This is a genomic window from Marinobacter sp. LQ44, from assembly GCF_001447155.2.
Classification (GTDB): Bacteria; Pseudomonadota; Gammaproteobacteria; order Pseudomonadales; family Oleiphilaceae; genus Marinobacter.
Window position 1 is genome coordinate 375,075 of record NZ_CP014754.1, and the last position, 24,074, is coordinate 399,148.

The window sequence follows — 24,074 nt, forward strand, 5'->3', positions numbered from 1 at the left end:
ACATGTCAGAACTTACCTTTTACACCCACCCTATGTCCCGCGGCCGGGTAGTACGCTGGATGCTGGAAGAAGTTGGCGTTCCCTACACGGTAGAGACCATGCAATTCGGCCCGGAGATGAAAACCCCGAAGTACCTGGCCATCAACCCCATGGGTAAGGTGCCTGCGATCAAACACGGCAACACCGTCGTTACCGAAGTGGCGGCCATCTGCGCCTACCTGGCGGACCAGTTCCCCGAGAAGAATCTGGCGCCACCGCCGCACTCGATGGAACGCGGCCCCTACTACCGCTGGCTTTTCTTTATGGCAGGGCCCTTTGAAATGGCCACCAGTGCGCTGGCCTACGGCTGGAAAATCGATAGCAGCAACCTGCAGGCTGTCGGCTGTGGCCGCGTGGAGGACAGTGTCAATACCCTGGAAAAAGTACTCGGCCAAAGCCCTTACATCTGCGGCGATCACTTCACCGCGGCGGATGTGCTGGTCAGCAGTTACCTGTGGTGGGAAACGATGCAGAAAAATATTCCGCAGAATGAGGTATTTCAGGACTACATCAAACGCACGGAAAACAGGCCCGCCGCCCAACGTGCCAATGAACTGGACGATGCGCTGGCAGAGCAGATGGGCGTCACGCCGGTGTAGGATCAGGCGAAGGGCTCGGCTAGGTTGAGCCCTTCGTTTATGACTGATCCATCAGTGCGAAGTCCACCTCATCCATGGATTCTCCGAGGAAGTCCAACAGTGCCCTGACCGCAGGCAACAATCCCCTGCGGGACGGAAATACCGCGTGAAGTATTCCGCCCCTTGGCTGCCAACCCGGTAGCACATTAATTAATCGCCCTTCGACCAGGTCCCGACCACCTACAATCAACGGCATACGCACCACTCCCAAGCCCTCCAGGGCCGCCTGTCTGAGTGTAAACACATCGTCAGTGACAAGCCTGGGCGAATGCCGCACCTGCGCCGTGGCGCCACCCGGTCCATCCAGGCACCAGATGTGTTTGCCGTCGGATTGTTCAAAATCCAGGCTCGGCAGATTTGCCAGCTCATCCGGATTCTCAGGTTTGGTGTAATGGTTGAAGAAATCCCTGGACGCCATCAGACATTGCGGGCTTTTCGACAGCACCTTCATGGTTAGCCCGCTGTCTTCCAACGGAGGAAATCGGACCCGTAGCGCCAGGTCCAACCCCTCTTTCAGGACATCCACCCGGCGGCTGGTGGCGTCAATCTCGACTTTCACCTCCGGGTATTTGGCCATAAAGCGCACTAACAGCTGGCCAACATGAAAATAGATCAAGCCTGGCGGGCAACTCATCCGGATTACCCCCCTGGGCTCCGCCCGTGATCGATCTATCACCTCCTGGGCCGCCTCTGCCTCCACCAACATGGCCACACAGTGACGGTAATACTCCTGCCCCAGCTCTGTGATGGTAAAGCGTCGTGTAGAGCGATTGATCAATCGGGTGTCCAGGCGGTCTTCCAGCATCGGGATGCGACGGCTCAGTTTCGATTTGGGCACGCCTAGTGCCCTTCCCGCCGGCGCGAAACCACCGTGGTCCACCACCTTGACGAAGTAAAAGAGATCGTTGAGGTCCTGCATATCGGCCATCGTCCTGAAATTGGAACGGTGAGTATAGATTTACAACCTACTCAGGCCAAAGGGCCCGGACTATTCTGGCACCTCACGACAACATTGGCATAGACCCCAAGGTATCCGGGGCAACCGATGCTTATGTGCCGAAAACTAAAACAGGAGAATGGATATGGCGTTTAAATACAATCGTTTGAACAAGGACGATGTTGCTCTGCTCATGGTAGACCACCAGTCCGGCCTGTTGTCGCTGGTTCGGGATTTCTCGCCAGACGACTTCAAGAACAATGTGCTGGCGCTGGCAGACATTGCCAAGTTCTTTGATATCCCGACCATTCTGACCACCAGTTTCGAAAATGGGCCTAACGGCCCGCTGGTGCCGGAATTGAAGGAAATGTTCCCGGATGCGCCGTATTTTGCGCGGCCCGGTCAGATCAACGCCTGGGATAATGAGGACTTCGTGAAGGCGGTAAAAGCCACCGGCAAGAAACAGCTGTTGATTGCCGGCGTGGTGACCGATGTGTGTGTTGCTTTCCCCACGCTCTCAGCCCTGGAAGAAGGCTACGAAGTGTTTGTGGTAACCGACGCCTCCGGCACCTTTAACCGGACCACCCGTGATGCTTCATGGAGCCGAATGGAACAGGCCGGCGCACAACTGATGAACTGGTTCAGCGTTGGCTGCGAACTGCATCGTGACTGGCGCAATGACATCGAAGGCTTTGGTGGCATCCTGGCCAAGCACCTGCCCCATTATGCCAACCTGATGCAAAGCTACGGCGCCCAGCAGGGGTAATCGCCTGAAATTACAACCCACAGGGATCGTGGGTTTGGGTTGGCCCACCTGATATTGCCAACTGACTGAACCGCGCTGCGGGGTACCCCCATGTCTGACGCCACACCCAACGTGCACTATAGTAGCGGGAGAACGATTTATATTCGGCACTCTGTTAAGGCCGACCAGAGAGACCGTTATGAAACCTGGCTAAGACAGATCATCAATGCGGCAGCCGAGTTTCCAGGTCATCAAGGCGTGCATATCGTTCGCCCGCCTACAGGGCGACACACTTTTGAAATTTCTGTACGATTTTCTGGCCGGGCCGAAGCTGAAGCGTGGTTAGATTCTGATATTCGGAAGGAATTGATCAGTGAGATACGTACGGCGCTCGAATCTCAGGAGCAGGTTGAGATCAAAACGGGTATCGATTTCTGGTTTACGCCACCAGCATCCACTGCGCCACAGCCTACGCGCTGGAAACAGTGGGCACTGACCACTGCCGTGATCTGGCCACTAACCATGGTTGTTCCCGCCGTTTATAGACCAGTATTTGATTTAATACCGGTTCTGGGGGCCTGGGGCGTACGACATGGTATCGTAGCCGCCACCATTGTCGGTCTCGTTGTTTATCTGATTATGCCAAGGCTGGTTCGCCTGGTGGCGGGCTGGTTGTTCCGCTAATCACTCACAATACATTTATAAACTGGAGCCGATTATGAGCAATCTCTCACCACAAACCGAATTCGACTGCCCAATCACCAAAGAATGCGGCGCTCTGGTTCAACTCCTGCAACCTCGTGAACGAGACCTCGGCGGCTTTTCAGTGCGGCGAGTACTTCCGGTAGTGGGGCAAAAGATGATCGGGCCGTGGATTTTCTTTGATCATATGGGGCCTGCACACTTTCCTGCCGGCGACGGCATCAATGTGCGCCCTCACCCGCATATTGGCATTGCTACCGTCACTTACCTGTTTGAAGGCGAAATCCTGCATCGTGATTCCCTTGGGAGCCTGCAAGCCATCCGCCCGGGCGATATCAATCTGATGGTGGCCGGGCACGGTATTGTGCATTCAGAACGGGAACGCCCGGAGATCACGGCAACTGACCACACGCTCCATGGCTTGCAGCTATGGCTGGCGTTGCCTGAGGCGGAAGAAGAAACAGATCCCGCCTTTTACCACTACCCGGAGAGCACCGTGCCCTCCGTGTCGGTAGGTGATGTGCCAGTTCGCGTGATGATGGGGACTGCCTATGGTGAGACCTCACCGGTGAAGGTGTTTGCCGACACCCTGTATATAGAGGCCTGGCTGAAGCCTGGTCAGAAGCTGACCTTGCCGGACGCCCAGGAACGCGGTCTCTATGTGGCGAAGGGGCGGCTTCTGGCAGGCGGAACGGAGATTCCCGAGTTCTCCATGGCCGTTCTGTCAGAGCAGCAAGGCGTCATCGTTGAAGCCTTGGAAGAAACGCGGCTCGCACTGATTGGTGGCGAGCCTCTTGGCAAACGGTTTATCGAGTGGAACTTCGTTTCCAGTCGCAAGGAGAGAATTGAAGAGGCTAAACGCGATTGGGAAAACGGCCAATTTCCCTCCGTCCCTGGCGATGAGGATGAGTTTATCCCTCTCCCGGGCTAACCAGAGGTTCTTACAACCAGCGCCGAACTCTCTCAACGTAATGATTGAACTGGTCTCCAAACAGGTCCCGCATATTGCGCTCCTCAGGCTTGATCTGGAAACGGTTCATATAAAGCACATAAAGCGGAAGCAATAACGCAGCGAAGACGCTGCCGAGATATAACCACCAGGCTGCCAGAATCATCAGGAACCCCAAATACATGGGGTTTCTGGTGTGGCGATACACGCCATTGACCACCAGAGTTGTCGTCTGGTGTGGCGTGCGAGGGTCCACCGTTGTGCCTGCGCGCCTGAAAGCGAGAACGCCCATTAGTGCGATGACCACACCGGCAACCAAAACAACGGCAAACAACAGAACCCTTCCAGGAAACGCGAAGTATCCGGAAGGCAGCAGCCGGGACACTGCCCACATGACAGCCCCAAAGAGTAGCGTCAGGATAACCGGTGGAACCTTTAGCTCGAGCGCTTTCACTTGTTTTTCCCTTCCACATTCTTAGCTGGACAGTTTTGAACTGATGCCAAGGGATTTGTTGGCAGCATCCCGCACTTCCCGATACCGTTCCGGGTTGTTGATCAGCGTGTCCAGATTATCCTCCGGGAACATGGCTTTCAGTTTCGTTTTGGCGTCTTCGTTGTCAACGATGGCGGGCATTAACTGCTCAAGCGCCCGCAGCATCGCCTCCGGAGATACCGAAGCGCCCGGGGATGCCCCCAGGATGGTGCCGTAGGTTTTATCGGAAGACACGATAATCTCTGTACCCATCTGCAGATCGCCGTCCTTGATGATCTGAACCCGCTGCCCCGCCTCTATCGGCTTCCAGTCAAATTTCTTGCTCAGGCCGGGGGCAAACTTGTCGAGGGCCTCCAGCATGCTTTTGTCGCCTTTGAAGGTTTCGGAGATCAGATACTTGACCAGCGGGAAGTGCTCAAGGGCCACATTCAGCAGTCCCGGAATATCGTGCAGCCGCATGGCCCGGACGTAATCGACAAAGCCCCTGCCTTTTTCCAGTACTGGTTTAAACGAGGCAAACGGGCCGAACAAAAGGTAGTGCTGGCCGTCGGCCACCCGTAAATCCAGATGCGGTACCGACATCGGCGGGGCCCCAACCTCGGCTTTGCCATAGGTCTTGGCCCGGTATTGATCCGCCTGTTCCGGAGTGATCCTGGCTTGCAGAAATCGTCCGCCGACGGGAAACCCGGTAAACCGGCGAGCGAACGGTAGATGGCTCTTCTTCAAAATCGGAAAGGCTCCCCCGCCGGCACCCACAAACAGAACGTCCGCCCGGTGTTGTAGTGGCGCGCCCCGGGTTTGGGTTTCCACCAGCCAGCTCCCTGCCGGGCTGCGACGCACTCGCTTAACATGGACGCCATATTCGATCTTTACACCCAGCTCATTCACGGCGTACTCAGCCATAAGCTCGGTCAAGGCGCCAAAGTTGACGTCCGTACCAGTCTCGATAACGGTAGCGGCCATTTTCTCATGGCGAGCGCGACCTTCCATGGTGAAGGGAATCCAGCTTTTGATTTCATCGAAGTCTTCGGAGTACTGCATATGATCGAAAAAATGATGGGCAGACATTTCTTTGAATCGCAGTTTCAACTCCTCGATGGAGGGTTCAGAGACAATGGTGCAATGTTTGGTCTGGTTGATGAAGCTGGTCGGCTCTCTAATGGCACCCTTGTTGACCAGGTACGCCCAGAACTGTTTGGCAACGTTGAACTGGGCGTGAATTTTCAGCGCTTTCTCAACGGAAATAACCTCTTCGTCCACCGGGGTGTAATTAAGCTCACAGTTGGCTTCGTGACCGGTGCCGGCATTGTTGAAGGCCCAGGAGTTACCCGCACCCGCCCGCTCAAGGCGCTCCAGAATGGTGACATCCAGTTCCGGGGCCAGTTCCTTTGCCAGTATGGCAAACGTCGTCCCCATAATACCTGCGCCGATGATGGTTACTTTCATAGAGATAGCCGCCAGTGTCCGTTTGAGTGTCTTTAACTGAAATATCTTCCTCAGAACCTAACATAATTCCAGAGGGCTCGATAACGACATCAGAATAGGCTACTATTAGCCTGTATATTTATACAGTCATCCATAAACAGCGAGGAATCTTCTTAATGGCTGTTCAATCTTTGTTCTACTCAGACCGCGACGGACTCGAAATGGCACTCAAGAATCCCGACTCGATGCTTTTCACTTCCAAAGCCGAAGCTGATGCCCGCGATAAAATGCTGGAGCTCTCGGAGAACATCCAGCTCTGGTTTGAGAAGAAGATCCCTGACATGCCTGAGCAACTGGCGGAGCAATGCGCCCTGCTGATTGCCGAGAACAAGGACCTGTTCCAGAAAGCACTGAAGAAGCCAGAGATCCTGGCAGAAGCGGAGATTCCGGCTGACTAGAAACGAACGCCTGGGCCGCCCCCAGTCAGGAATTCCCTATTTTTCCTCAGTTGGTATTGATTCGTACACTGGTCTGAAAATCGATGGTAACGTAACAACTCCCGTACCTCGGAATACCATTCATCAAGGAGTCTCTAATGGCCAACACCCGCGCATACGCTGCCACAAGCCCTACTTCCGGCATGGCGCCCTACTCCTTTGACCGGCGCGAGCTGAGACCAGACGACGTCGCCATTGAAATTGATTACTGCGGCGTTTGCCACAGTGACCTGCATACCGTCGAGAATGACTGGGGCGGCTCTCAGTATCCCGTTGTTCCTGGCCACGAAATCATTGGCCGTGTCACTGCCGTAGGCCGTGATGTTACCCGCTACCAGCCAGGCGACCTGGTGGGAGTAGGTTGCATGGTTGATAGCTGCCGCACCTGTTCCGCCTGCGATTCCGGGCTGGAGCAATACTGTATTGAAGGCTCCACCATGACGTATGGCAGCCTGGATCGCCACGATGGCACCGTCACCCATGGCGGTTACTCCGAGAAAATCGTGGTAAGCGATCGTTTCGTGGTCAGGGTACCGGCAAACCTGGACCCGGCCAGCGCGGCACCGCTGCTGTGTGCCGGCATCACCACGTACTCACCGCTTAAACACTTCAACGTTGGCAAGGGCCATAAAGTGGGCGTTCTTGGTATGGGTGGCCTTGGCCATATGGGTGTGAAGCTGGCCAAGGCTATGGGTGCAGAAGTCACCATCTTCACCCGTTCGGAAAGTAAAGTGGCAGAGGCGAAGAAGCAGGGTGCTGATCACGTCATCATTTCCACAGACAAGGCCCAGATGAAGGCCGCTGCGGATTCATTCGACTTCCTGCTCGACACCATTCCCGTGGCCCACGATCTCAACCCTTACCTGAAGTGCCTGAAATACGATGGCACCCATATTCTGGTAGGGCTGCTGACGCCTGTGGAGCCCGCACTCCAGGCAGGCCTGCTGGTAACCAAGCGGCGGGTGGTTGCCGGTTCGTTGATCGGCGGCATGCCGGAAACCCAGGAAATGCTGGATTTCTGTGCGGAACACAACATTACCTGTGATGTAGAGATGCTGGACATCCGCAACATCAATGACGCCTACGAACGACTAAAAAAGAGCGACGTGAAGTACCGCTTCGTGATCGACATGGACACGCTCAAGCAAGGCTGATTGCACCTCATCCAAGACCCCGGGCTGGCATTGTGTCGCCCGGGTGGTCTTTGACAATCCGCTAATAACCATTCCGGTTGCAAAGGGTTAGCATGGGTCTATTGTTATCGTAATCGACCCTGGATACAGCGCATGACCTTTGCACGCATTGCCGGAACCGGTTCCTACCTGCCGGACAACATCGTTACCAATCGCGACCTGGAGCAGAAGGTGGACACCTCTGATCAATGGATTCGCGAGCGCACCGGCATTGAACAACGTCACATCGCCCTGCCCGGCCAGTCCACCGTGGATCTGGCCGAGCAAGCCGCACTGCGGGCCATCGAAGCCGCCGGCATTGAGGTAACGGATATTGACCTTATTGTCTTCGCCACCACCACTCCGGATAAGGTTTTTCCGAGCTGTGCATGCATTCTCCAGGCCAGGCTGGGTATTCAGGGTTGCCCGGCCTTTGATATCCAGGCGGTATGCAGCGGTTTTGTCTATGCCCTGGCAACCGCTGAGAAGTTCATAAAAACTGGCTCCAGCAAGAAGGCACTGGTCATTGGCGCTGAAGTATTCTCCAGAATCATCAATTGGGAAGACCGCGGCACCTGCATCCTGTTCGGTGATGGTGCCGGTGCGGTGATTCTAGAGGCCAACGAAGAGACCGGAATTTTGTCCACTCACCTGCACGCCGATGGCCGCTACGAGGACCTGCTACACGTTCCTTGCGGCGTATCTAACCACTTCGATGCCATCAAGGCAGGCAATGCGTTTGTAGAAATGAAAGGCAACGAGGTGTTCAAGGTTGCGGTAAACACCCTTGGCCAGATTGTGGATGAAACCCTGCAGGCCAACCAGATGCGAAAGTCCGACATCGACTGGCTGGTACCGCATCAGGCAAACCTGCGTATCATCGCTGCCACGGCCCGGAAACTGGATATGTCCATGGACCAGGTTGTGGTGACCGTTAATCGCCATGGCAACACCTCGGCCGCGTCCATTCCGCTGGCGCTGGATGAAGCGGTTCGGGATGGTCGAATCAAACGGGGTCAAACCGTGCTATTGGAGGCCTTTGGTGGAGGATTCACCTGGGGTTCAGCGCTTCTTCGGTACTGATCAGTCACGGCGTCGAAATTACCTGAAGTGCTATTATTATTTTCTTTTAGTATTTTTGGTTCTTAAAAAATTTTGTTAGATTGCTTCTCAGATTCACAATTTCTGGTTCTGAGGAGTGTCTGATGAAACAACTGCTTAAAGGGTTTGCACTGGGCGCAGCCCTGCTTTCCGCCCAGCCTGCGCTGGCCGCCGACAGAGAGCTTCTCAATACCTCCTACGATATCGCCCGGGAACTGTTCGCGGCCTACAACGTGGAGTTCCAGAAACACTGGCAGGAAAAAACCGGCGAAACGGTCAACATTCGCCAATCCCACGCAGGCTCCTCTCGCCAGGCTCAAGCCATTATCCAGGGTCTCAAGGCTGATGTGGCAACCTTTAACCAGGTCACCGATATCGACATCCTGCATGAACGCGGCGGCCTGATCCCGGAAAACTGGGCCGAGCGTTTGCCGAACAACAGTTCTCCCTACTATTCCACCATGGCTTTCCTGGTACGAAAGGACAATCCCAAGAACATCCAGAACTGGGATGATCTCGTTCGTGAAGGTGTGTCTCTGATCATGCCAAACCCGAAAACGTCTGGTAACGGCCGCTACACCTATCTGGCAGCCCTGGGCTATGCCCAGGATACCTATGGTGATGATGAAGCGAAAATCGACCAGTTTATGGCCGATATGCTCGGCCAGGTTCGAGTCTTTGACAGTGGCGGCCGTGGCGCCACTACCACTTTCGTTGAACGCGGCATTGGCGATGTGCTGCTTACCTTTGAATCCGAGGTTCTGAACATCGCGGATCGTTTCGAAAACGGCGAGTATGAAGTGGTCACGCCCAAGGTCAGCTTCCTTGCAGAATTCCCGGTCACCTGGATTGACGATTACACCCGCCAGAATGGCACCGAAGAACTGGCAAAAGAGTACCTGAGCCATCTTTATGCTGAAGAATCCCAGCGCTTGCTCGCCGGGTTTAACTACCGGGTTCACAACGAAACGGTGATCGAAGAAAACGCAGACCGGTTCCGTGAACTGAAGTTGAAATCCATCGACGAGATTGCCGGTGGCTGGGAAAACGCCATGAGCAAACATTTCAGCAGCGGTGGCAAACTCGACCAGTTACAACGGCGTCGGTAAGAAGCTGAGATGTCTGCTCCCGCTCAAGTGAGCGCCGCCCCAGCGCGGCGCTTTTCAGGTCGTAGCAAACGGGTATTGCCGGGGTTCGGTTTGAGCCTCGGCATTTCGCTGTTTTTCGTCAGTCTGGTTTTACTACTCCCGTTATCTGGCCTGGTGGTGGAAACATCCGGCATGACCTGGGATCAGTTCTGGTTCACGATCACCGATCCGCGGGTGGTCGAATCCTACAAAGTGACCCTCTGGACGGCTCTGGCGGCGTCGCTCTTTAACGGCGTCTTTGGCTTGTTGCTGGCTTGGGTCCTGGTGCGTTATGACTTCCCTGGCAAGCGTATCCTTGATGCCTTTGTAGACCTTCCATTTGCTTTGCCTACTGCGGTTGCGGGTATCACGCTGGCTACCCTGTTTGCTCAGAACGGCTGGTACGGCCAATGGCTGGCCAAGCTGGGCATTGAAGTAGCGTTCACCCCGTTGGGCATTGTTGTTGCCATGGCGTTCACCAGCATTCCCTTTGTGGTGCGCACAGTGCAGCCGGTACTCGAGGAATTGTCACCGGCGGACGAGGAAGCCGCGGTCAGCCTTGGGGCCTCCGATGGCCGGGTGTTCCGCAAGGTGATTTTTCCGTCATTGTGGCCTGCACTGGTCACCGGTATTGCGCTCTCCTTCACCCGCAGCCTGGGTGAATTCGGTGCCATTATCTTTATCGCAGGCAACACCCCATACGTGAGCGAAGTCACCAGCCTGATGGTGTTTATCCGGTTGCAGGAGTACGACTACGCCGCGGCCAGTGCCATTGCCTCGGTTGTACTGTTGGCCTCACTGGTACTGCTGTTTGCCATCAATCTCTGGCAGGGCCGATACCTGCGCCGCCTGGAGGGCCGATAGATGGCTGCCGAACATCATCGTGTTGGCGACCAGCCCTGGGTCCGTCGCCTGCTGATTGGTACCGCAGTTCTGGTGTCGCTCGTTCTACTGGTGATTCCAGTGGTGGTCATTTTCTTCCAGGCCCTGAGTGCCGGCTGGAGCACCTTTACCGGTAACGTGCTGGACCAGTTCACCCTGCATGCCATCGGGCTGACCTTGCTGGTTGCGGCGCTGACAGTACCACTCAATCTCATCTTCGGTACTGCCCTCGCCTGGGCCGTTACCAGGTTTCGGTTTCCAGGCCGGAAACTGCTGGTTACCCTGATCGACATTCCCTTTGCCGTGTCACCGGTAATCGCCGGCTTGCTGTATCTGCTGCTCTACGGCCGGAACGGCTGGCTCGGCGGCTGGCTGGCCACCCACGATGTCCAGTTGATGTTTGCCTGGCCGGGCATTGTCATGGTCACCGTGTTTGTCACCTGCCCGTTTGTTGCCCGCGAGCTGATCCCGCTGATGCAACAGCAAGGCAGTGAGGAAGAAGAAGCCGGCGTGGTTCTGGGCGCTTCTGGCTGGCGTATTTTCCGGAAGATTACCCTGCCTAACATCAAGTGGGCGCTGATCTACGGCGTAGTACTGACCAATGCCCGTGCCGTGGGTGAGTTTGGTGCTGTGTCGGTTGTCTCAGCCAATATTCGCGGCGAAACCAATACCTTACCGCTTCATGTTGAACTGCTTTATCAAGATTATAACGTGGTAGGCGCCTTCGCCAGTGCCGCCCTGCTGGCAACCATTGCCATCCTGACGTTAGTGGTTAAAGCCTTTGTAGAGTGGCGCCAATCCCGCCCAACGATCCTGACCCCCGAGAAAGGAGGTGCCTGATATGAGCATCACTATCGACCAGATTTCCAAAACCTTCGGCCGTTTCCAGGCGCTGAAAGACGTTTCTCTGGAGATTCCTGAGGGTAAACTGACCGCGCTTCTGGGCCCATCCGGCTCGGGCAAAACCACGCTGCTGCGGATTATTGCCGGGCTTGAATCTTCGGACTCTGGCCGAATCCTGTTTGGCGGCGATGACGTCAGCAACCTGCACGTTCGGGATCGTAATATTGGCTTCGTGTTTCAGCACTACGCCCTGTTCCGTCATCTTACCGTGGCCGAGAACATCGCATTTGGCCTTGAATCGCTGCCCCGCAAACAGCGGCCGACAAAATCCGAGATACGCCAGCGGGTGGCCAAACTGCTGGAGATGATCCAGTTACCGCAACTGGCCGACCGATATCCGGCGCAATTGTCCGGTGGCCAGAAGCAACGGGTGGCCCTGGCCAGGGCCCTGGCAACTCAGCCCCGTATACTGCTGCTGGATGAGCCCTTTGGCGCCCTGGATGCGAAAGTGCGCAAAGACCTGCGTCGCTGGTTACGGGCGCTGCATGACGAGTTTCATTTCACCAGCATCTTTGTCACCCACGACCAGGAAGAAGCCCTGGAGCTGTCCGATCAGGTGGTGGTCATGAGCCAGGGACAGGTGGAACAGGTCAACGAACCTACCGATCTGTATGCACGGCCCGAAAGCCGGTTTGTGTTCGACTTCCTGGGCCATGTCAATGTGATCTCCGGCGTCGTGAAAAATCATAAGCTGGTTCAAGGGGATGCCTGGGTGTCTCTGCCCGGGCAGAAGTCTGACCAGGAAGCCCAGCTGTACTTGCGCCCCCATGAGGTCCACCTTGCCCGGGCGCCAGCGATTCATGCCCGTTTACCGCTCCGTATCGAAGCCATCAGTCTGATCGGCTCAGAAGTGCGGATAGAGCTCGTGCCGGTGGGCTGGAACAGTGACGAGATCTGGGAAGTTGGCATGAGCCACAACGAATTCGCCCGCCACAACCCAAGCCGGGGTGAACTGTGGTACGCGGTACCAGACATCGGCCACCTGTTCGTTGCCGATAGTGCCCAGCCACGATCCGTCGACTGGGCCTATACCACAGCGGCTAACGCCAGTAATATGTAATTCTCAGGCCGCCACCCAGCGGCCGTCGGAATAGTGCTGCAAGCCGCTGTCATCCACCCGCCATAGCCAGAGCCACCGGTTTTCAACCAGGGCTCTGACGTCTTCCTGGGCCTGCAGTACTTGCTCAATTCGCTCTGCTGGCGCGTCGATCACCACGGTCAACCGCATCGGTTCGTGGCGCAAACGTTCACCATCGTGAACGGATTGCCAGGGTAATCCGATGCGCAGATCGGTGCCGTTGCCCTCAACAACCCCAATGTTGCCTCCCACCACCGAATGCAGCAGTTTGTTGCCCGCGCCATAGAGCGATGGCTGGGTAACCGATCCGAAATACTGCAGGTTAATCCAGTTAGCCACCACCATCGGGGCCGACATCAGCGCAGACAACACCGAACCTGTGTCGTCCAGTTCTGGTCTGTATTCGTGAAGGAAACACCGGCCGGCAAGATTGGTTGAACGGCTGCGGTGCCGGGGCGCAATAATCATGGCGGCGTTGTTTGCCAGCCCCCATTCGGGCCTGACTTCCGCCCAGTTATGGGTACGCTTGGTGAGTTCTTCCAGAAGAGCCTCATCGGAGTAACCATTCAAGCCGAGTGTTCCAGCCCGTTCGCGACGAGTGGCCGCCGAGGCTTTTTCAAAGCTCTGCAATAGTTCATTGGCAATCCGTTGATGGCTTGCCGGTATGGCCGTGTCCCCCAGCAGGCGCACCTGGTCCGTCACTGTGCAGTGCTCCGCGGCCACCACCAGGGTGCTTTCGGGCAAAACAATGCCCCGCTCTGCCAGCCCTACGCGCACACTGCGGTCGTTAAGCAACTGTGCGGCAATGCTGGCATTAACGTCGCCGTTTTTACCACCGCAGGCTCCGCAGGCAAGTCCAGCCTGGTTCGGATTGTTATCGGTGTGAGCGCCGTGGCCGACCAGCACCAGCAATGGTGCAAAATTGCCTGTCAGGGACATGGATCTCAGCAGCCCCTCAGCAAGGTTAACCCGCTCTGGATCTGATAAGGGATCTCCACCATAGCGGTGGAACAGGCGACCTTCCGGAGTGGTCTCTCTGGTTTTTCGGTTCTTGTGCAAGCCATCTCGAATGAGCTTCCATGCCCATGCCAGACCGGTGGTTTCCACCAATGTAAAGGTTGAAAGGCTACCGTATTTCGAATGTCGAACCGTTTCCCGCACCTGTTCCCGCCCATCCAGCCGCCTGTTGCGATCCAAGTCCGCCGATAGACTGCCGAGGGTATCAACATAGCGATAGGCGGGGGCGAGCAAGCCCGGCAACCGGGCTTCATCGTCTGACGGGCCAAGTTTTTGATGCATCACGGGCAGCCCAAAGAACCCGGCAACACCCAGGGTGTCTATCTGCGAAGAAGCATTTTCCAGATGCCGCCTTAGCACTTCTGACCGGACATCAATGCAGAACGCCGCCTGGACTTCAGGGATTCTGCTTGCCGATTCTTCCGGTTGTTCCGCCGGGCGCCGCAAGCAGTCCCTGAACTGGCGCTGCCATGCCATTTCATAGGCGCGATGCCAAACCCAAACCAGCGCATCATCACCATGAGCGTGCCTCGCCAGCTGCCCACCAGAGACCGCCTGTTGCCATTTAGCCCGCTCATCGGCCGACAGAGCAGACGCAGCCATCCACTCACAGGCCAGTAAAACCGTAGCCAACTGGTCGCACAAGTGGGATGGCTGGCCATCAAGGGCCGCTCGCCAATCTTCGCCGCGGCACCATGACGCCCAGCCCGGAAAATGCAGCAACAAGGAGTGTACCGCCGCCGTGAGCTGATCTGGGGTATAGGGCAGAGCTTGAGCAAGGAAATCGGCCGCACTCTGCCAATCATCCGGAAGTTGTGCCGCCAGCGCTTTTGAAACCAGGCCCCTGGGACCGGCCATGGATAACCAGTAACAATACAGGTCGATTTCCTTGGTATTCGTCAGCCATTGTCCCTGCCGATGATCAAAATACCGACCACAGAGCAGTCCAAGGAATTGCGTGGCTTCTGACAGCGCATCACCGTCACCCGATGGCTTGAACCGTTGTAACGCCAGCCCCGGTTTTGCATCACGTGGCCGTAAGCGGGACAACTGCTCAAGTAATAATTCCGCCGGCCTGTCTAGCCCCTGCGCCCGGGCTGCAGCTATCAAGTCGCCTTCCTGAATACGGCCCCCGTGCCAGGCCTCCAGATAGAATTCCGGCGCCATTAACATGCCCTGCCCCCTGCGGGAAACCAGTTCGATGGCGGCTTCCTCGATACCTTGATGCCTGTGGCCCCACCAGGGATTCACCGCTATCCACCGGTCCAGAGGCCAGCTGGGAGCAATCCGCTCACAGGCGATGGAAACCTGATCAACAGCCTGGTTCTGATCGACATCCGGCACGCGTAAAGTGGCACTCATGATGGTTCTCCTGAAGACAGAACGTAACGGGCATTCTTCGTTTCTTCGGTGCCATCCTGAAGCCATTGCCTGGCCCACCGTCGGGTAACCCGTTCGAACGGTTGATCAAGATACAGGCCCTGGCTGAGCGGCAGGTTCAACCGCTGCAACCAGGCCCAATCCGGCCGGAAAAGCACAAGTAGTGACATCCCGGCCAGAAGACCCAGCATTACCCAGGCCACCGCAGTGGCCGCCGGCCAGAGCACAAAATTATCTGCGCCCGCAACCGAAGGCCCCAGTACCAGGTGGAGAAGACCATATAGCGGTACCAGACTGATCGCCATGACGACAACCAATACCCGGGCACGGGCCGTGCTACCCGATGGAAGTCCGAGAACCGATGCGGCAACTGCCAGCACCAGTAACGCCGCCAGTATCGCTTTGCCCTCCACAAGCTCAGGCAGCATCCACAGCATGGCTGCCGCCAAACCTGATGCCACGCCGGCAAGCACCAGCTGCGATGCCCCCGGGCAACCGGAGAAGTAGACCGCCGTGGCCTTTACCGTCCGGCCAGACGCCAGCAATGAGTGCGCTTTGTACAGTGAGTGGGCAAGCAAATGTAGTAATGCCAGGGTGTAGGCGCCCAACGCAATCTCAAAGAGCATAAAACCCATCTGAGCGTTTGTGGACCAGACCAGCGCGTGTTTTACCGAGCTCTGAGTCATCATGGCAAACACTGCCACGATGGCGGTCACGCCGCCAGCGACAAGCAACAGGAGGTGACCCGCCGTAAAACCCTCAAACACCGGGAATAACCGCAGCCAGAGGAACCCGCCGAGGTTGATCACGCCAGCATGAAGCAGTGCCGATACCGGTGTAGGCGCTTCCATCACCCGGATCAACCACCCGTGAAATGGAATCTGTGCGCATTTGAGCACAGCGGCAACGGCAAGCAGTACTGACGCGGTCGTCAGCTCGGGGGACGAGCCACCTATTTCCCCGGCCAATGCGTAGATTTCGGGAATGTGAAAACTGCCGTAATGGCGCCAGATAGACACTACTGCACCAATAATCGCCAGATCACCCAGGCGACTGGTAATGAACTTCTGTGCAGCGGCCAACCGGGCTTCCGACCGTTCCGGGTAGAGTGTCAGCAACTGGTGTAAGGCCAGGCTGACACCAATCCAGGCAAATGCCATAACCAGAAGATGATTGGTGAATACCAACACCAGCACACTGGCCACTGTGGTGAGGAACCAGGGCAAGAACACCGGGAAGGCGGCATCGCCGCGCAGATAATCCCGGGAATAACGTAGAATCACCCAGGAGACAAAACTGACCATCAGCGCCATCCATACCGACAATCCATCGGGATACAGCCCAAGGGGTGCACCTAATTCCGGCAATCGCGTATCCAGCCCGGCCGACTTCTGCAAAAGCAAAATGCCCACCACACCGGTGACCACAATCAGCGTTTTCAGCAAAAACTCCGCCAGGCGCCAACAATGGGCAATTTTGGTTTTTGATCGAGTCCAGTTGACGAAGCCGGCCAGCGCCAGGAGCAGGATAGGCAAGGCCAGCCAGGTAGCCAGGACGGAGGTAGAAACTACGCTGGTGATTGTCGGCATAACGAACTCCTTTTGCGAACAGAGCTACTTTGCCGATTATGAATTCATAGATAAAATGGTTTATAAAGATTAAATTGTTCGCCAAAAGAGAACAAAGGCAAATCCGGGGAATATCCATGCGCCTGAACTATCATCATTTATACTATTTCTGGAAAGTAGCCAGCACAGGCCATTTGACCCGCGCAGCGGATGCGCTGCATATCTCCCAGTCTGCGCTGTCCGGTCAGATCCGGAAACTCGAGGACAGTCTTGGCCATGAACTGTTCATCCGGGAGGGGCGACGGCTAAAACTATCCGAAGCCGGCCGCGTTGCCTTTACCTATGCGGAAGATATTTTTCGCCAGGGCGCGGAACTGGAAGCCCTTTTCCGAACCGGGCGCCAGACCAATCGGGAGGTGCTCAAGGTTGGCGCGGTAGCAACTCTGTCAAGGAACTTCCAGGAAGGCTTCCTTCGGCCATTGCTCGGCCGCCAGGATCTGGGGCTCAAGCTCCAGAGCGGTAGCCTGGAAGATCTGCTACGAAGATTATCAGCCCACCGTTTGGATCTTATTCTGTCCAATCAACCCGTTCACGGTGACGACGAAACTCCCTGGCTGTCCCGGCGTATTGCCAGGCAACCTGTCAGCATTATCGGGCCGGCGACCGCCGAATCCCGGGTCGGCTTTCCTGACATGCTGCGTGACCAACCATTGATCGTGCCGGGCCAGGACAGCAATATCCGGCAGGCTTTTGATCAGCTGTGTGAGTATCACCAGATTCACCCGATTATTCTGGCTGAGGTGGACGACATGGCGATGATGCGCCTGCTGACTCGAGACAGCGGGCATTTCGCCATCCTGCCCCCGGTGGTTGTGCGTGACGAACTGCGCAAAGGCGAACTCAGGGATTACGGTGCGTTGCCGGGCGTGTTCGAAGAATTCTATGCCATTCGTATTCGCCGGCAATTTGAGTCTCCGGCCCTGCAGGAGCTAATGGCTCAACCTCCGGAACGACTATTGACCTTTCCGGACAATGATTCTGGTTGAACTGGTCTTTTGATGCGGCGCCGGGGCCGTTATAGTCATAGGGAGTAAAAATACAACAAGATCAGGAAGTAGCCATGACATCACGCGCCCCTCAAAAACCTTCTGTCATCATAATCGGCACCGGATTTGGCGGGCTCGGCATGGCTATTCAGCTAAAAAAAGCCGGCTATGAGCACATCACATTGCTGGAAAAAGAAGGTGCAGTTGGCGGAACCTGGCGAGACAACACCTACCCCGGCGCGGCCTGTGATGTTCAGTCGCACCTTTACTCCTACTCCTTTGAGCCCAAACACGACTGGAGCCGGAAGTTTGGCCTCCAGGCCGAAATACTCGGGTACATGGAGCATTGTGTTCACAAGTACGACCTGGCGCGCCATATTGAGTTCGACCGTGCCGTAGCCACGGCCAGCTTTGACAGCCAGTCGAATGAGTGGGTAGTGGGTACAGAATCGGGCCATGAATATCGCGCTGATGTGCTGATCACGGCTACCGGGCAGTTGAACCGCCCTGCCATACCCGCCATCCCCGGCATTGACCGTTTTAAGGGCACCTGCTTCCATTCTGCGCGCTGGAACCACGATTATGATGTGACCGGCAAGCGGGTTGCGGTGATCGGCACCGGCGCCAGCGCCATCCAGTTTGTTCCGGAAATTACTCCAAAAGTTGCAGCGCTGGACCTGTATCAACGCTCCGCTGCCTGGGTTCTGCCGAAAGCCGACCGCCCATTTACCGCGCTTGAGCAATCACTGTTCCGGAAACTGCCGGCCTGGGACAGGCTCTACAGGGCCATGATCTACTGGAAGAACGAGTCACGCGGGCTTGCCTTTACCAGGTTCAACCGGCTACTGGATATCTTTGCCCGACAGGCCAGGAGGGAAGCACAGACATGGGTGACCGACCCCCACAAACTGGAGCACATCATTCCGGACTATCGTATCGGCTGTAAACGGATTCTGATCTCCAACGACTGGTACCCGGCCATTAACCAGCCGCACCTGAATCTGATCACTGAAGGAATTTCTGAGATCGATGAAACCGGCGTTGTGACCGCCACCGGAGAACACCGTCCCGTCGACGCCATTATTTTCGGAACCGGCTTCAAGGCGACGGAGTTTTTGTCACCCATCAAGATCACTGGTCGACAGGGTGTTGCGCTGAACGAAGCCTGGGCAGACGGCAGCAAAGCATTCAAAGGCATTACCGTGAATGGCTTTCCGAATCTGTTCATGCTGTATGGGCCCAACACCAATCTGGCCCACAATTCGATTCTGTTTATGCTCGAATCCCAGTTCCGCTATGTCATCAGCTCACTTGATTCCCTGGCCAGATACCCCGGGGCTGCCATGGAGGTGCGGGAAGATCGGCAATCCCGCTATTGCCAAGTGGTCCAGCACAGCCTTGAGAACAGCGTCTGGGATTCCGGATGCACCTCATGGTATCTGGATGAACATGGCCGTAACACCATCAACTGGCCAGGGTTCACGTTCAGTTATCGCTTCTCTACCCGCGCTGCAGACACCGCTGATTACCAGTTTCTAGAGCCTGAAGCAGGCCGTTAGTCCTCTGCTGTAACCAATCGGTTGCAGTTCAAGGCTAATCATAGGATGATTGGTTCATCATTTGTCTGGGTGATCGGAAATGTTAAAGCCAATCAAAAAAGGCTCCCTGGTGGAGACCGCTATCGAAAGCCTGAGGGGCGCCATCGAAAACGGCCAATGGCCTGTTGGAAGCCGACTTCCGATCGAAGCCGAGCTGTCTGAAGCCCTGGGAATCAGCCGCAACACCATCCGCGAGGCTGTGCGGGTGCTAGTGCATGTGGGTATGCTGGAAACCCGCCAGGGTGATGGCACCTATGTAAGAGCCAATCGTGATGCAGGCGAAACCCTGAGACGTATCGCCCGCAGCCAGCTGGCGGAACAGCTCGAGGTGCGACTGATGCTGGAAACCGAGGCGGCGAGATTGGCGGCCACCCGACGCACAGATAGCGATCTGAAAGCGATGAGCGACGCGCTGGATGCACGGGCAAGCGCTGGCGACAACCTCACCGATCGAATCCACCATGATGAATGGTTCCACCATGCCCTGGTGCGCGCTTCCCACAATTCAGCTCTGATCGAGCTCTATGATTATTTTTCGCACGCTGTCAGCCAGACAATCGAACGTACGGAGCGCGATGACGACCTGCCAGAACCCAGCCAGGAGGACCACGAGCTCCTTTTGGCGGCTATTCGCCGTAAAGATCCGGCCAGGGCGGAAGCGCTTTCACGCGCCCTGCTCTCCCCTAGCCTTGACGTGATTAACCGGCAGAATCAGCCATGAAATTCCGTCTCGATACGTTCACCCTTCTATTGCTCGGTGCCATCGTCCTGGCATCGTTCCTGCCGGTTACCGGGCAAGCCGCGGACCTGCTTGCCACCACCGGTACCATTGCTGTAGCCCTGTTGTTCTTTTTCCATGGTGCAGCCCTATCCCGGCAACAGATTATCGACGGCGCCACCCATTGGCGCCTGCACATCCTGATTACCGCCCTGACCTTCGTGTTCTTTCCCCTGGCAGTATTGCCCATTAATGGTCTCAGCAACCTGGTGCCGGAATGGATGCCGAGGGATCTGGGATTGGGATTTCTCTATCTGGGCGTACTTCCTTCAGCGGTGTCGTCATCCATTGCCTACACCGCCATGGCCAGAGGCAATGTGCCTGCCGCCATATGCAGCGCTGCAGCGTCCAATGTGTTTGGAATGATGCTCACTCCGTTCTTGCTGCTTTTGCTGGTTTCGACTTCGGGAACCGGGGAGTTTGCAGTGGCTGAGGCATTGAAAGACATTGTTCTGCAACTGTTGCTGCCCTTTGCTGTAGGGCATGCCTTCAGGCCCATGCTGGGAGGTTTTCTTTCACGCAATGAATCATTGATGGCCCGGTACGACCAGTGTGTCATCTGGATTATCGTCTATTCGGCATTCTCACACTCGGTGGTCAGCGGCCTATGGCAGAACCTGCCGCTTCAGGCCGTGGTGTTGACCATTCTTCTATGCGTCGGTTTGCTTGGATTGTTCATGCTGGTGGCGATGGTGATGGTCAGAAAGCTGGGCTTCAGCCTGGAAGACGAAGCTGCGGTGGTGTTCTGTGGCTCGAAGAAAAGCTTGGCATCCGGTTTGCCAATGGCCAAAGTGCTGTTCTCTGGCCATCCGGGCTTCGGCATGATTGTGCTGCCGATCATGTGCTACAACCAGATTCAGGTCATCGTCGGAGCCATCCTGGCCCAGAAGTATCGAGCGAAAATCGATCGGGCGTCAGCCGCCCATGCCTCCGAATAGGGTTGCCAGGATAACCAGGCCGACGATCCACCCAATAACGGCAGGCCAGAAATTCACCATCTGCGGTGGCTGGTCTGCCTGATCGGCACTGGCCTGCTCCCTGGACACCTCTTCATCCGGGTAATTTCGTGGGTCTGGCTCATGGCTTGCTTCCCGAACGCTGAACCAGTCAAACCAGTCACCCAGAAACTGCGCCACCGGACGGGGAAAACTGCCGTTCTCTGCCATCGGGCGGATCTGGGGCTCAAGGCTTTTGGCGATTTCCCTGCGTAGCGGCAACTGGTCTGCAGGCGGTTCGCACAAGATGGCCTTCCAGATACCAGCATCCTGCTGGCGCTGGTTGTCGTTCATCAGGGCTTTAATCTGAATCACCACTTCGCGGACAACCTGGGCTTCGTGGGCGTCCAGCGCCCGCTCTGCGTTGCTCTCAACCCCGGATTCCTCAGTCTGCTCTCGGCGGACTTCTCGGGCGACTGGCTCAGGTTGGGCGGCAACGCTGGCAGCCGGCATGCCACCGGTCGCCTCCCTGAAAGCCTGCTCCAGCGCCTGGGCCTCGTTGTCCGAGGCAAATTTCATCTGTCGCTCGTAAGCCTGCCGAATGCGTTCGCGATCTCCGGTTGGCTCGATGCCAAGGATGTCCCAGCAATTCATAAAACAGTCACTCCGGATCTGTAAAATATGTAATCTTTATAGAGACAAATCAATCGTTCTCCCCTAGGATTCAGGGAGAATCACAAAAAATCAGTCCGCTCGGCAAATTATAGAACGACACCCATGCGCATTACGAATTACCTGTCAGAAAATCGCGCTAACCGGCTCCGCATGCGCAGAACCTTCGGGCATTCCCTGCTTGCCTCAGCTATTTTCGCCCTGTCGACCAGCACTGCCGGTGCAGACACCAGTGTTCCTGAATTCAGCAATGGACTGGTGGCGTTTGGCGATGACATTCCAGAGGTGCTAACCACCTCCCGGCTGCGCCAGCCCAAAACCCGGGTTCCCGGAAGTACCACCGTGATCACCGGTGATATGATTCGGGACCTTGGCATCCAGAACCTGTACGAGGTGTTCCGCCTGGTTCCGGGCATGGTGGTCAATTTCGTTGGTAGCCACCAACCGGTTACCACCTACCATGGCACTGTGCATTATGAACAGCGCCGTATGCAGGTCCTGGTAGACGGCCGAACTGCGCATAAGGCAACCCTGTCTGATATGGACTGGGAAACCATGCCGGTGCCTCTTGAGATGATTGAACGCATCGAAGTAGCCCGGGGGCCGAACTCGGCTGCCTACGGCATTAATGCCTTCCTGGGCACCATCAATATTATTACGCGGGACCCGGCCGATACCGCAGGCGTTGAGGCGCGAGTGGTTCGGGGCTCCCGGGGTCACGTACGTACCTTTGGCTCCGTGGGCAACGCCGACCCGGATATGGATTGGCGATTAACCTATGAAAAGCGCAAGTTCGATGGCTTCGACTACCAGGTAGACGGCGGCGAGCGCTTTCCATTTCACGACGGCCACGACATCAACTCCTTTACCTATGATTCCCGCGTCAAGATCAACGACCGCACGGATGTTGAGCTGCGGGGCGGCGTTGTGGATGGCATCAATTACCAGGACAAGGGCAAAAGCGGCGAGCTGAATCCAAACGAGAATCCGGATATTGATGTTCGGGACTACTATCTGCAATCCAAACTGAACGTGATTGCGTCCGAGCGCCATTTTTTCCATGTTATGGCCAGTGTGCAAAATTTTGACCGTCGGCAACAGTACACCGTTGGCTTTCCGGATAGCACTGTGCAGTGCCTCAGAGACAACACACCGCTGTATCGGTACACCTATTTCCCGGATGGGAGTCGAGAACGGCTCTGCTTTGTTGACGGGGGTGGCGCGCCCGCCATTGCCCAGGTAGACGCGAATTCAGAGGATACCCGCCTGGAACTGGAGTTTCAGGACACCATTCTGCTCAGCGACGACCTGAGAATTGTGTCCGGCGCGGGATTCCGGAAAGATACCTTCCGCTCTGAAACCTATTTCAACGGCCGCGGTAACAATTACCAGTCCCGCTTCTTCGGCAACGTGGAATATACGCCGATCAACTGGCTGACCCTTAACGCAGGCGGTAACTGGGAACGAACAAGCACAACAGACGATCACTACTTCTCACCTCGGTTGGCTGCTAATTTCACGCTCAACAGCCGGCACGCCCTCCGCTTTGTCTATTCCCAGGCGGTGAGAACCCCGGATGGTTTCGAGCAGAATCCGGACTGGGGCTACACCCTCCGCAATGTCCGCCCTGCTATTTATTCCGATCTTGAGGGGCGCAGGGTAACAACCGCGGATGCATACGAAGACCTGGGGTGGCTTACGCTCGGCAAAGACCTGAGGGAAGAACGAATCATTTCCCGGGAAGTCAGCTACTTCGGCCAGTTCCCGCTGGAGCGGGCCATGCTGTCTCTGGAAGTACGGGGCTTCAAGGATGAAATGCGGGACATGATCAGCGGTGTCATCCAGCTCAAGGACTGGAGCATCGACAACAACGTTGCCGTGGATCAGCAAGGTTTTGAAGTGGAAGCGATGATTGAATACCCGGGCACAACCTTCCGTGCCAGCTACGGCTACCTGGATCAGGATACCTGGTACACCGGTCGGCCAATCATCAATCAGGACGGCGAACTTGATACCGGAAAACAGGAGCAGGCTGTCAGCTTACTAACTCGGCTTTCGATAAGACACTCCGGCAGTCTGGCGCTGATTCAGGATCTGCCCTGGGGTCTCAAGGCCTCATCGGCTTTCTACTGGGCGGACGAATTCAGGCGCAGTCAATTCGAGCGCATTGATGCAAGAGTTGCCAAGCGCTTTTATCAACCGCGTTATACGGCGGAAGTTGCCCTTACCATGCAACACTATCTGAACCGGGAACCGGAACTGAGCCCTGATAACAACATCAAAGACCACAACCAGTTCTTTGTGGAGGCGGGAGTCCGGTTCTGACACTATGCTAAAAGGATTGACCAACGGGATAGCACACCAATTGGGACGGTATGATCTCATCCAGACA

22 protein-coding genes are annotated in these 24,074 nt (G+C 56.1%); 16 read left to right on the plus strand and 6 right to left on the minus strand.

The genetic code is table 11. The annotated features are described in order from the left end of the window. Positions 1-2 precede the first annotated feature (2 nt). Positions 3-638 (plus strand): glutathione S-transferase family protein, encoded by a 636-nt coding sequence (locus tag ASQ50_RS01765; RefSeq protein WP_058091031.1) that lies wholly within the window; start codon positions 3-5, stop codon positions 636-638. A 37-nt stretch (positions 639-675) separates the two neighbouring features. Here the strand turns inward: ASQ50_RS01765 and ASQ50_RS01770 are convergent, their stop codons facing one another. Next, complete coding sequence (locus ASQ50_RS01770) at positions 676-1,596, minus strand: LysR substrate-binding domain-containing protein (RefSeq protein WP_058091073.1); 921 nt, start codon at positions 1,594-1,596, stop codon at positions 676-678. Positions 1,597-1,759: 163 nt separating this feature from the next. Here ASQ50_RS01770 and ycaC point away from each other — a divergent pair, with 163 nt between their 5' ends. From ycaC to ASQ50_RS01785, 3 genes are all read left to right on the plus strand, one after another. After that, a complete protein-coding gene (ycaC, locus tag ASQ50_RS01775) occupies positions 1,760-2,380 on the plus strand; it encodes an isochorismate family cysteine hydrolase YcaC (RefSeq protein WP_058091032.1) in 621 nt (206 codons plus the stop codon). Positions 2,381-2,470: 90 nt separating this feature from the next. Continuing rightward, a complete protein-coding gene (locus tag ASQ50_RS01780; RefSeq protein WP_058091033.1) occupies positions 2,471-3,043 on the plus strand; it encodes an antibiotic biosynthesis monooxygenase in 573 nt (190 codons plus the stop codon). A 34-nt stretch (positions 3,044-3,077) separates the two neighbouring features. Next, positions 3,078-3,992 (plus strand): pirin family protein, encoded by a 915-nt coding sequence (locus ASQ50_RS01785; RefSeq protein ID WP_058091034.1) that lies wholly within the window; start codon positions 3,078-3,080, stop codon positions 3,990-3,992. 10 nt (positions 3,993-4,002) lie between these two features. On the opposite strand, the gene ASQ50_RS01790 is transcribed toward ASQ50_RS01785, so the two are convergent. Together ASQ50_RS01790 and ASQ50_RS01795 are read right to left on the minus strand one after the other, a co-directional pair. After that, positions 4,003-4,464 carry a methyltransferase family protein gene (locus tag ASQ50_RS01790; RefSeq protein ID WP_156509969.1) on the minus strand — a complete coding sequence of 154 codons (462 nt, stop codon included), beginning with the start codon at positions 4,462-4,464 and terminating at the stop codon, positions 4,003-4,005. 21 nt (positions 4,465-4,485) lie between these two features. Continuing rightward, positions 4,486-5,949: a malate:quinone oxidoreductase gene (locus ASQ50_RS01795; RefSeq protein WP_058091035.1), complete on the minus strand. Its 1,464-nt coding sequence runs from the start codon at positions 5,947-5,949 to the stop codon at positions 4,486-4,488. Between the two features lie 155 nt (positions 5,950-6,104). On the opposite strand from ASQ50_RS01795, the gene ASQ50_RS01800 reads away from it, so the two are divergent. The 7 genes from ASQ50_RS01800 to ASQ50_RS01830 all read left to right on the plus strand — a co-directional run bounded on the left by ASQ50_RS01800 (position 6,105) and on the right by ASQ50_RS01830 (position 12,670). Next, a complete protein-coding gene (locus tag ASQ50_RS01800) occupies positions 6,105-6,386 on the plus strand; it encodes a YebG family protein (protein WP_058091036.1) in 282 nt (93 codons plus the stop codon). A 137-nt stretch (positions 6,387-6,523) separates the two neighbouring features. Beyond that, positions 6,524-7,579, plus strand: a complete 1,056-nt coding sequence (locus ASQ50_RS01805) for an NAD(P)-dependent alcohol dehydrogenase (RefSeq protein WP_058091037.1) — start codon at positions 6,524-6,526, stop codon at positions 7,577-7,579. 132 nt (positions 7,580-7,711) lie between these two features. Further along, positions 7,712-8,680, plus strand: coding sequence for a beta-ketoacyl-ACP synthase III (locus ASQ50_RS01810; protein ID WP_058091038.1), 969 nt, complete (start codon positions 7,712-7,714; stop codon positions 8,678-8,680). Between the two features lie 122 nt (positions 8,681-8,802). Continuing rightward, complete coding sequence (gene cysP, locus ASQ50_RS01815) at positions 8,803-9,807, plus strand: thiosulfate ABC transporter substrate-binding protein CysP (RefSeq protein ID WP_058091039.1); 1,005 nt, start codon at positions 8,803-8,805, stop codon at positions 9,805-9,807. 9 nt (positions 9,808-9,816) lie between these two features. Continuing rightward, on the plus strand, positions 9,817-10,689 hold the full coding sequence (gene cysT / locus ASQ50_RS01820) for a sulfate/thiosulfate ABC transporter permease CysT (protein WP_058091040.1): 873 nt from the start codon (positions 9,817-9,819) through the stop codon (positions 10,687-10,689). Then, on the plus strand, positions 10,690-11,547 hold the full coding sequence (gene cysW, locus ASQ50_RS01825) for a sulfate ABC transporter permease subunit CysW (protein ID WP_058091041.1): 858 nt from the start codon (positions 10,690-10,692) through the stop codon (positions 11,545-11,547). Position 11,548: 1 nt separating this feature from the next. Continuing rightward, positions 11,549-12,670: a sulfate/molybdate ABC transporter ATP-binding protein gene (locus ASQ50_RS01830; RefSeq protein WP_058091042.1), complete on the plus strand. Its 1,122-nt coding sequence runs from the start codon at positions 11,549-11,551 to the stop codon at positions 12,668-12,670. 3 nt (positions 12,671-12,673) lie between these two features. On the opposite strand, the gene ASQ50_RS01835 is transcribed toward ASQ50_RS01830, so the two are convergent. Both ASQ50_RS01835 and ASQ50_RS01840 read right to left on the minus strand, forming a co-directional pair. Continuing rightward, positions 12,674-15,067, minus strand: a complete 2,394-nt coding sequence (locus ASQ50_RS01835; protein ID WP_058091043.1) for a YbcC family protein — start codon at positions 15,065-15,067, stop codon at positions 12,674-12,676. After that, entirely contained in the window at positions 15,064-16,674 is a 1,611-nt protein-coding gene (locus ASQ50_RS01840; protein WP_058091044.1) for an NADH-quinone oxidoreductase subunit L, read from the minus strand. Before ASQ50_RS01840 ends, ASQ50_RS01835 begins: the two co-directional genes overlap by 4 nt. A 116-nt stretch (positions 16,675-16,790) precedes the next feature. Between ASQ50_RS01840 and ASQ50_RS01845 the strand changes: the two genes are divergently transcribed. The 4 genes from ASQ50_RS01845 (at position 16,791) to ASQ50_RS01860 (ending at position 21,013) form a co-directional block, all read left to right on the plus strand. Beyond that, positions 16,791-17,699, plus strand: coding sequence for a LysR family transcriptional regulator (locus tag ASQ50_RS01845; RefSeq protein ID WP_058091045.1), 909 nt, complete (start codon positions 16,791-16,793; stop codon positions 17,697-17,699). 74 nt (positions 17,700-17,773) lie between these two features. Then, complete coding sequence (locus ASQ50_RS01850) at positions 17,774-19,258, plus strand: flavin-containing monooxygenase (protein ID WP_058091046.1); 1,485 nt, start codon at positions 17,774-17,776, stop codon at positions 19,256-19,258. 79 nt (positions 19,259-19,337) lie between these two features. Then, complete coding sequence (locus ASQ50_RS01855) at positions 19,338-20,018, plus strand: FadR/GntR family transcriptional regulator (protein ID WP_058091047.1); 681 nt, start codon at positions 19,338-19,340, stop codon at positions 20,016-20,018. Beyond that, on the plus strand, positions 20,015-21,013 hold the full coding sequence (locus tag ASQ50_RS01860) for a bile acid:sodium symporter family protein (RefSeq protein ID WP_058091048.1): 999 nt from the start codon (positions 20,015-20,017) through the stop codon (positions 21,011-21,013). The genes ASQ50_RS01855 and ASQ50_RS01860 overlap by 4 nt, the downstream gene beginning before the upstream one ends. Here ASQ50_RS01860 and ASQ50_RS01865 read toward each other — a convergent pair. Beyond that, on the minus strand, positions 20,990-21,664 hold the full coding sequence (locus ASQ50_RS01865; protein ID WP_058091049.1) for a J domain-containing protein: 675 nt from the start codon (positions 21,662-21,664) through the stop codon (positions 20,990-20,992). The two genes, ASQ50_RS01860 and ASQ50_RS01865, sit on opposite strands and share 24 nt — an antisense overlap. A 123-nt stretch (positions 21,665-21,787) precedes the next feature. On the opposite strand from ASQ50_RS01865, the gene ASQ50_RS01870 reads away from it, so the two are divergent. Beyond that, positions 21,788-24,007, plus strand: a complete 2,220-nt coding sequence (locus ASQ50_RS01870) for a TonB-dependent receptor plug domain-containing protein (RefSeq protein ID WP_058091050.1) — start codon at positions 21,788-21,790, stop codon at positions 24,005-24,007. Positions 24,008-24,074: the final 67 nt, after the last annotated feature.

What these genes read in the sequence shown, in the direction of transcription:
- ASQ50_RS01850 (WP_058091046.1), top strand. Translation starts at nt 17,774, where the DNA reads ATGACATCACGCGCCCCTCAAAAACCTTCTGTCATCATAATCGGCACC.
- ASQ50_RS01830 (WP_058091042.1), top strand. Translation starts at nt 11,549, where the DNA reads ATGAGCATCACTATCGACCAGATTTCCAAAACCTTCGGCCGTTTCCAG.
- ASQ50_RS01865 (WP_058091049.1), bottom strand. Translation starts at nt 21,664, where the DNA reads ATGAATTGCTGGGACATCCTTGGCATCGAGCCAACCGGAGATCGCGAA.
- ASQ50_RS01810 (WP_058091038.1), top strand. Translation starts at nt 7,712, where the DNA reads ATGACCTTTGCACGCATTGCCGGAACCGGTTCCTACCTGCCGGACAAC.
- cysT (WP_058091040.1), top strand. Translation starts at nt 9,817, where the DNA reads ATGTCTGCTCCCGCTCAAGTGAGCGCCGCCCCAGCGCGGCGCTTTTCA.
- ASQ50_RS01860 (WP_058091048.1), top strand. Translation starts at nt 20,015, where the DNA reads ATGAAATTCCGTCTCGATACGTTCACCCTTCTATTGCTCGGTGCCATC.
- ASQ50_RS01835 (WP_058091043.1), bottom strand. Translation starts at nt 15,067, where the DNA reads ATGAGTGCCACTTTACGCGTGCCGGATGTCGATCAGAACCAGGCTGTT.
- ASQ50_RS01845 (WP_058091045.1), top strand. Translation starts at nt 16,791, where the DNA reads ATGCGCCTGAACTATCATCATTTATACTATTTCTGGAAAGTAGCCAGC.
- ASQ50_RS01770 (WP_058091073.1), bottom strand. Translation starts at nt 1,596, where the DNA reads ATGCAGGACCTCAACGATCTCTTTTACTTCGTCAAGGTGGTGGACCAC.
- ASQ50_RS01870 (WP_058091050.1), top strand. Translation starts at nt 21,788, where the DNA reads ATGCGCATTACGAATTACCTGTCAGAAAATCGCGCTAACCGGCTCCGC.
- cysW (WP_058091041.1), top strand. Translation starts at nt 10,690, where the DNA reads ATGGCTGCCGAACATCATCGTGTTGGCGACCAGCCCTGGGTCCGTCGC.
- ASQ50_RS01785 (WP_058091034.1), top strand. Translation starts at nt 3,078, where the DNA reads ATGAGCAATCTCTCACCACAAACCGAATTCGACTGCCCAATCACCAAA.
- cysP (WP_058091039.1), top strand. Translation starts at nt 8,803, where the DNA reads ATGAAACAACTGCTTAAAGGGTTTGCACTGGGCGCAGCCCTGCTTTCC.
- ASQ50_RS01840 (WP_058091044.1), bottom strand. Translation starts at nt 16,674, where the DNA reads ATGCCGACAATCACCAGCGTAGTTTCTACCTCCGTCCTGGCTACCTGG.
- ASQ50_RS01795 (WP_058091035.1), bottom strand. Translation starts at nt 5,949, where the DNA reads ATGAAAGTAACCATCATCGGCGCAGGTATTATGGGGACGACGTTTGCC.
- ASQ50_RS01805 (WP_058091037.1), top strand. Translation starts at nt 6,524, where the DNA reads ATGGCCAACACCCGCGCATACGCTGCCACAAGCCCTACTTCCGGCATG.
- ycaC (WP_058091032.1), top strand. Translation starts at nt 1,760, where the DNA reads ATGGCGTTTAAATACAATCGTTTGAACAAGGACGATGTTGCTCTGCTC.
- ASQ50_RS01855 (WP_058091047.1), top strand. Translation starts at nt 19,338, where the DNA reads ATGTTAAAGCCAATCAAAAAAGGCTCCCTGGTGGAGACCGCTATCGAA.
- ASQ50_RS01765 (WP_058091031.1), top strand. Translation starts at nt 3, where the DNA reads ATGTCAGAACTTACCTTTTACACCCACCCTATGTCCCGCGGCCGGGTA.
- ASQ50_RS01780 (WP_058091033.1), top strand. Translation starts at nt 2,471, where the DNA reads ATGTCTGACGCCACACCCAACGTGCACTATAGTAGCGGGAGAACGATT.
- ASQ50_RS01800 (WP_058091036.1), top strand. Translation starts at nt 6,105, where the DNA reads ATGGCTGTTCAATCTTTGTTCTACTCAGACCGCGACGGACTCGAAATG.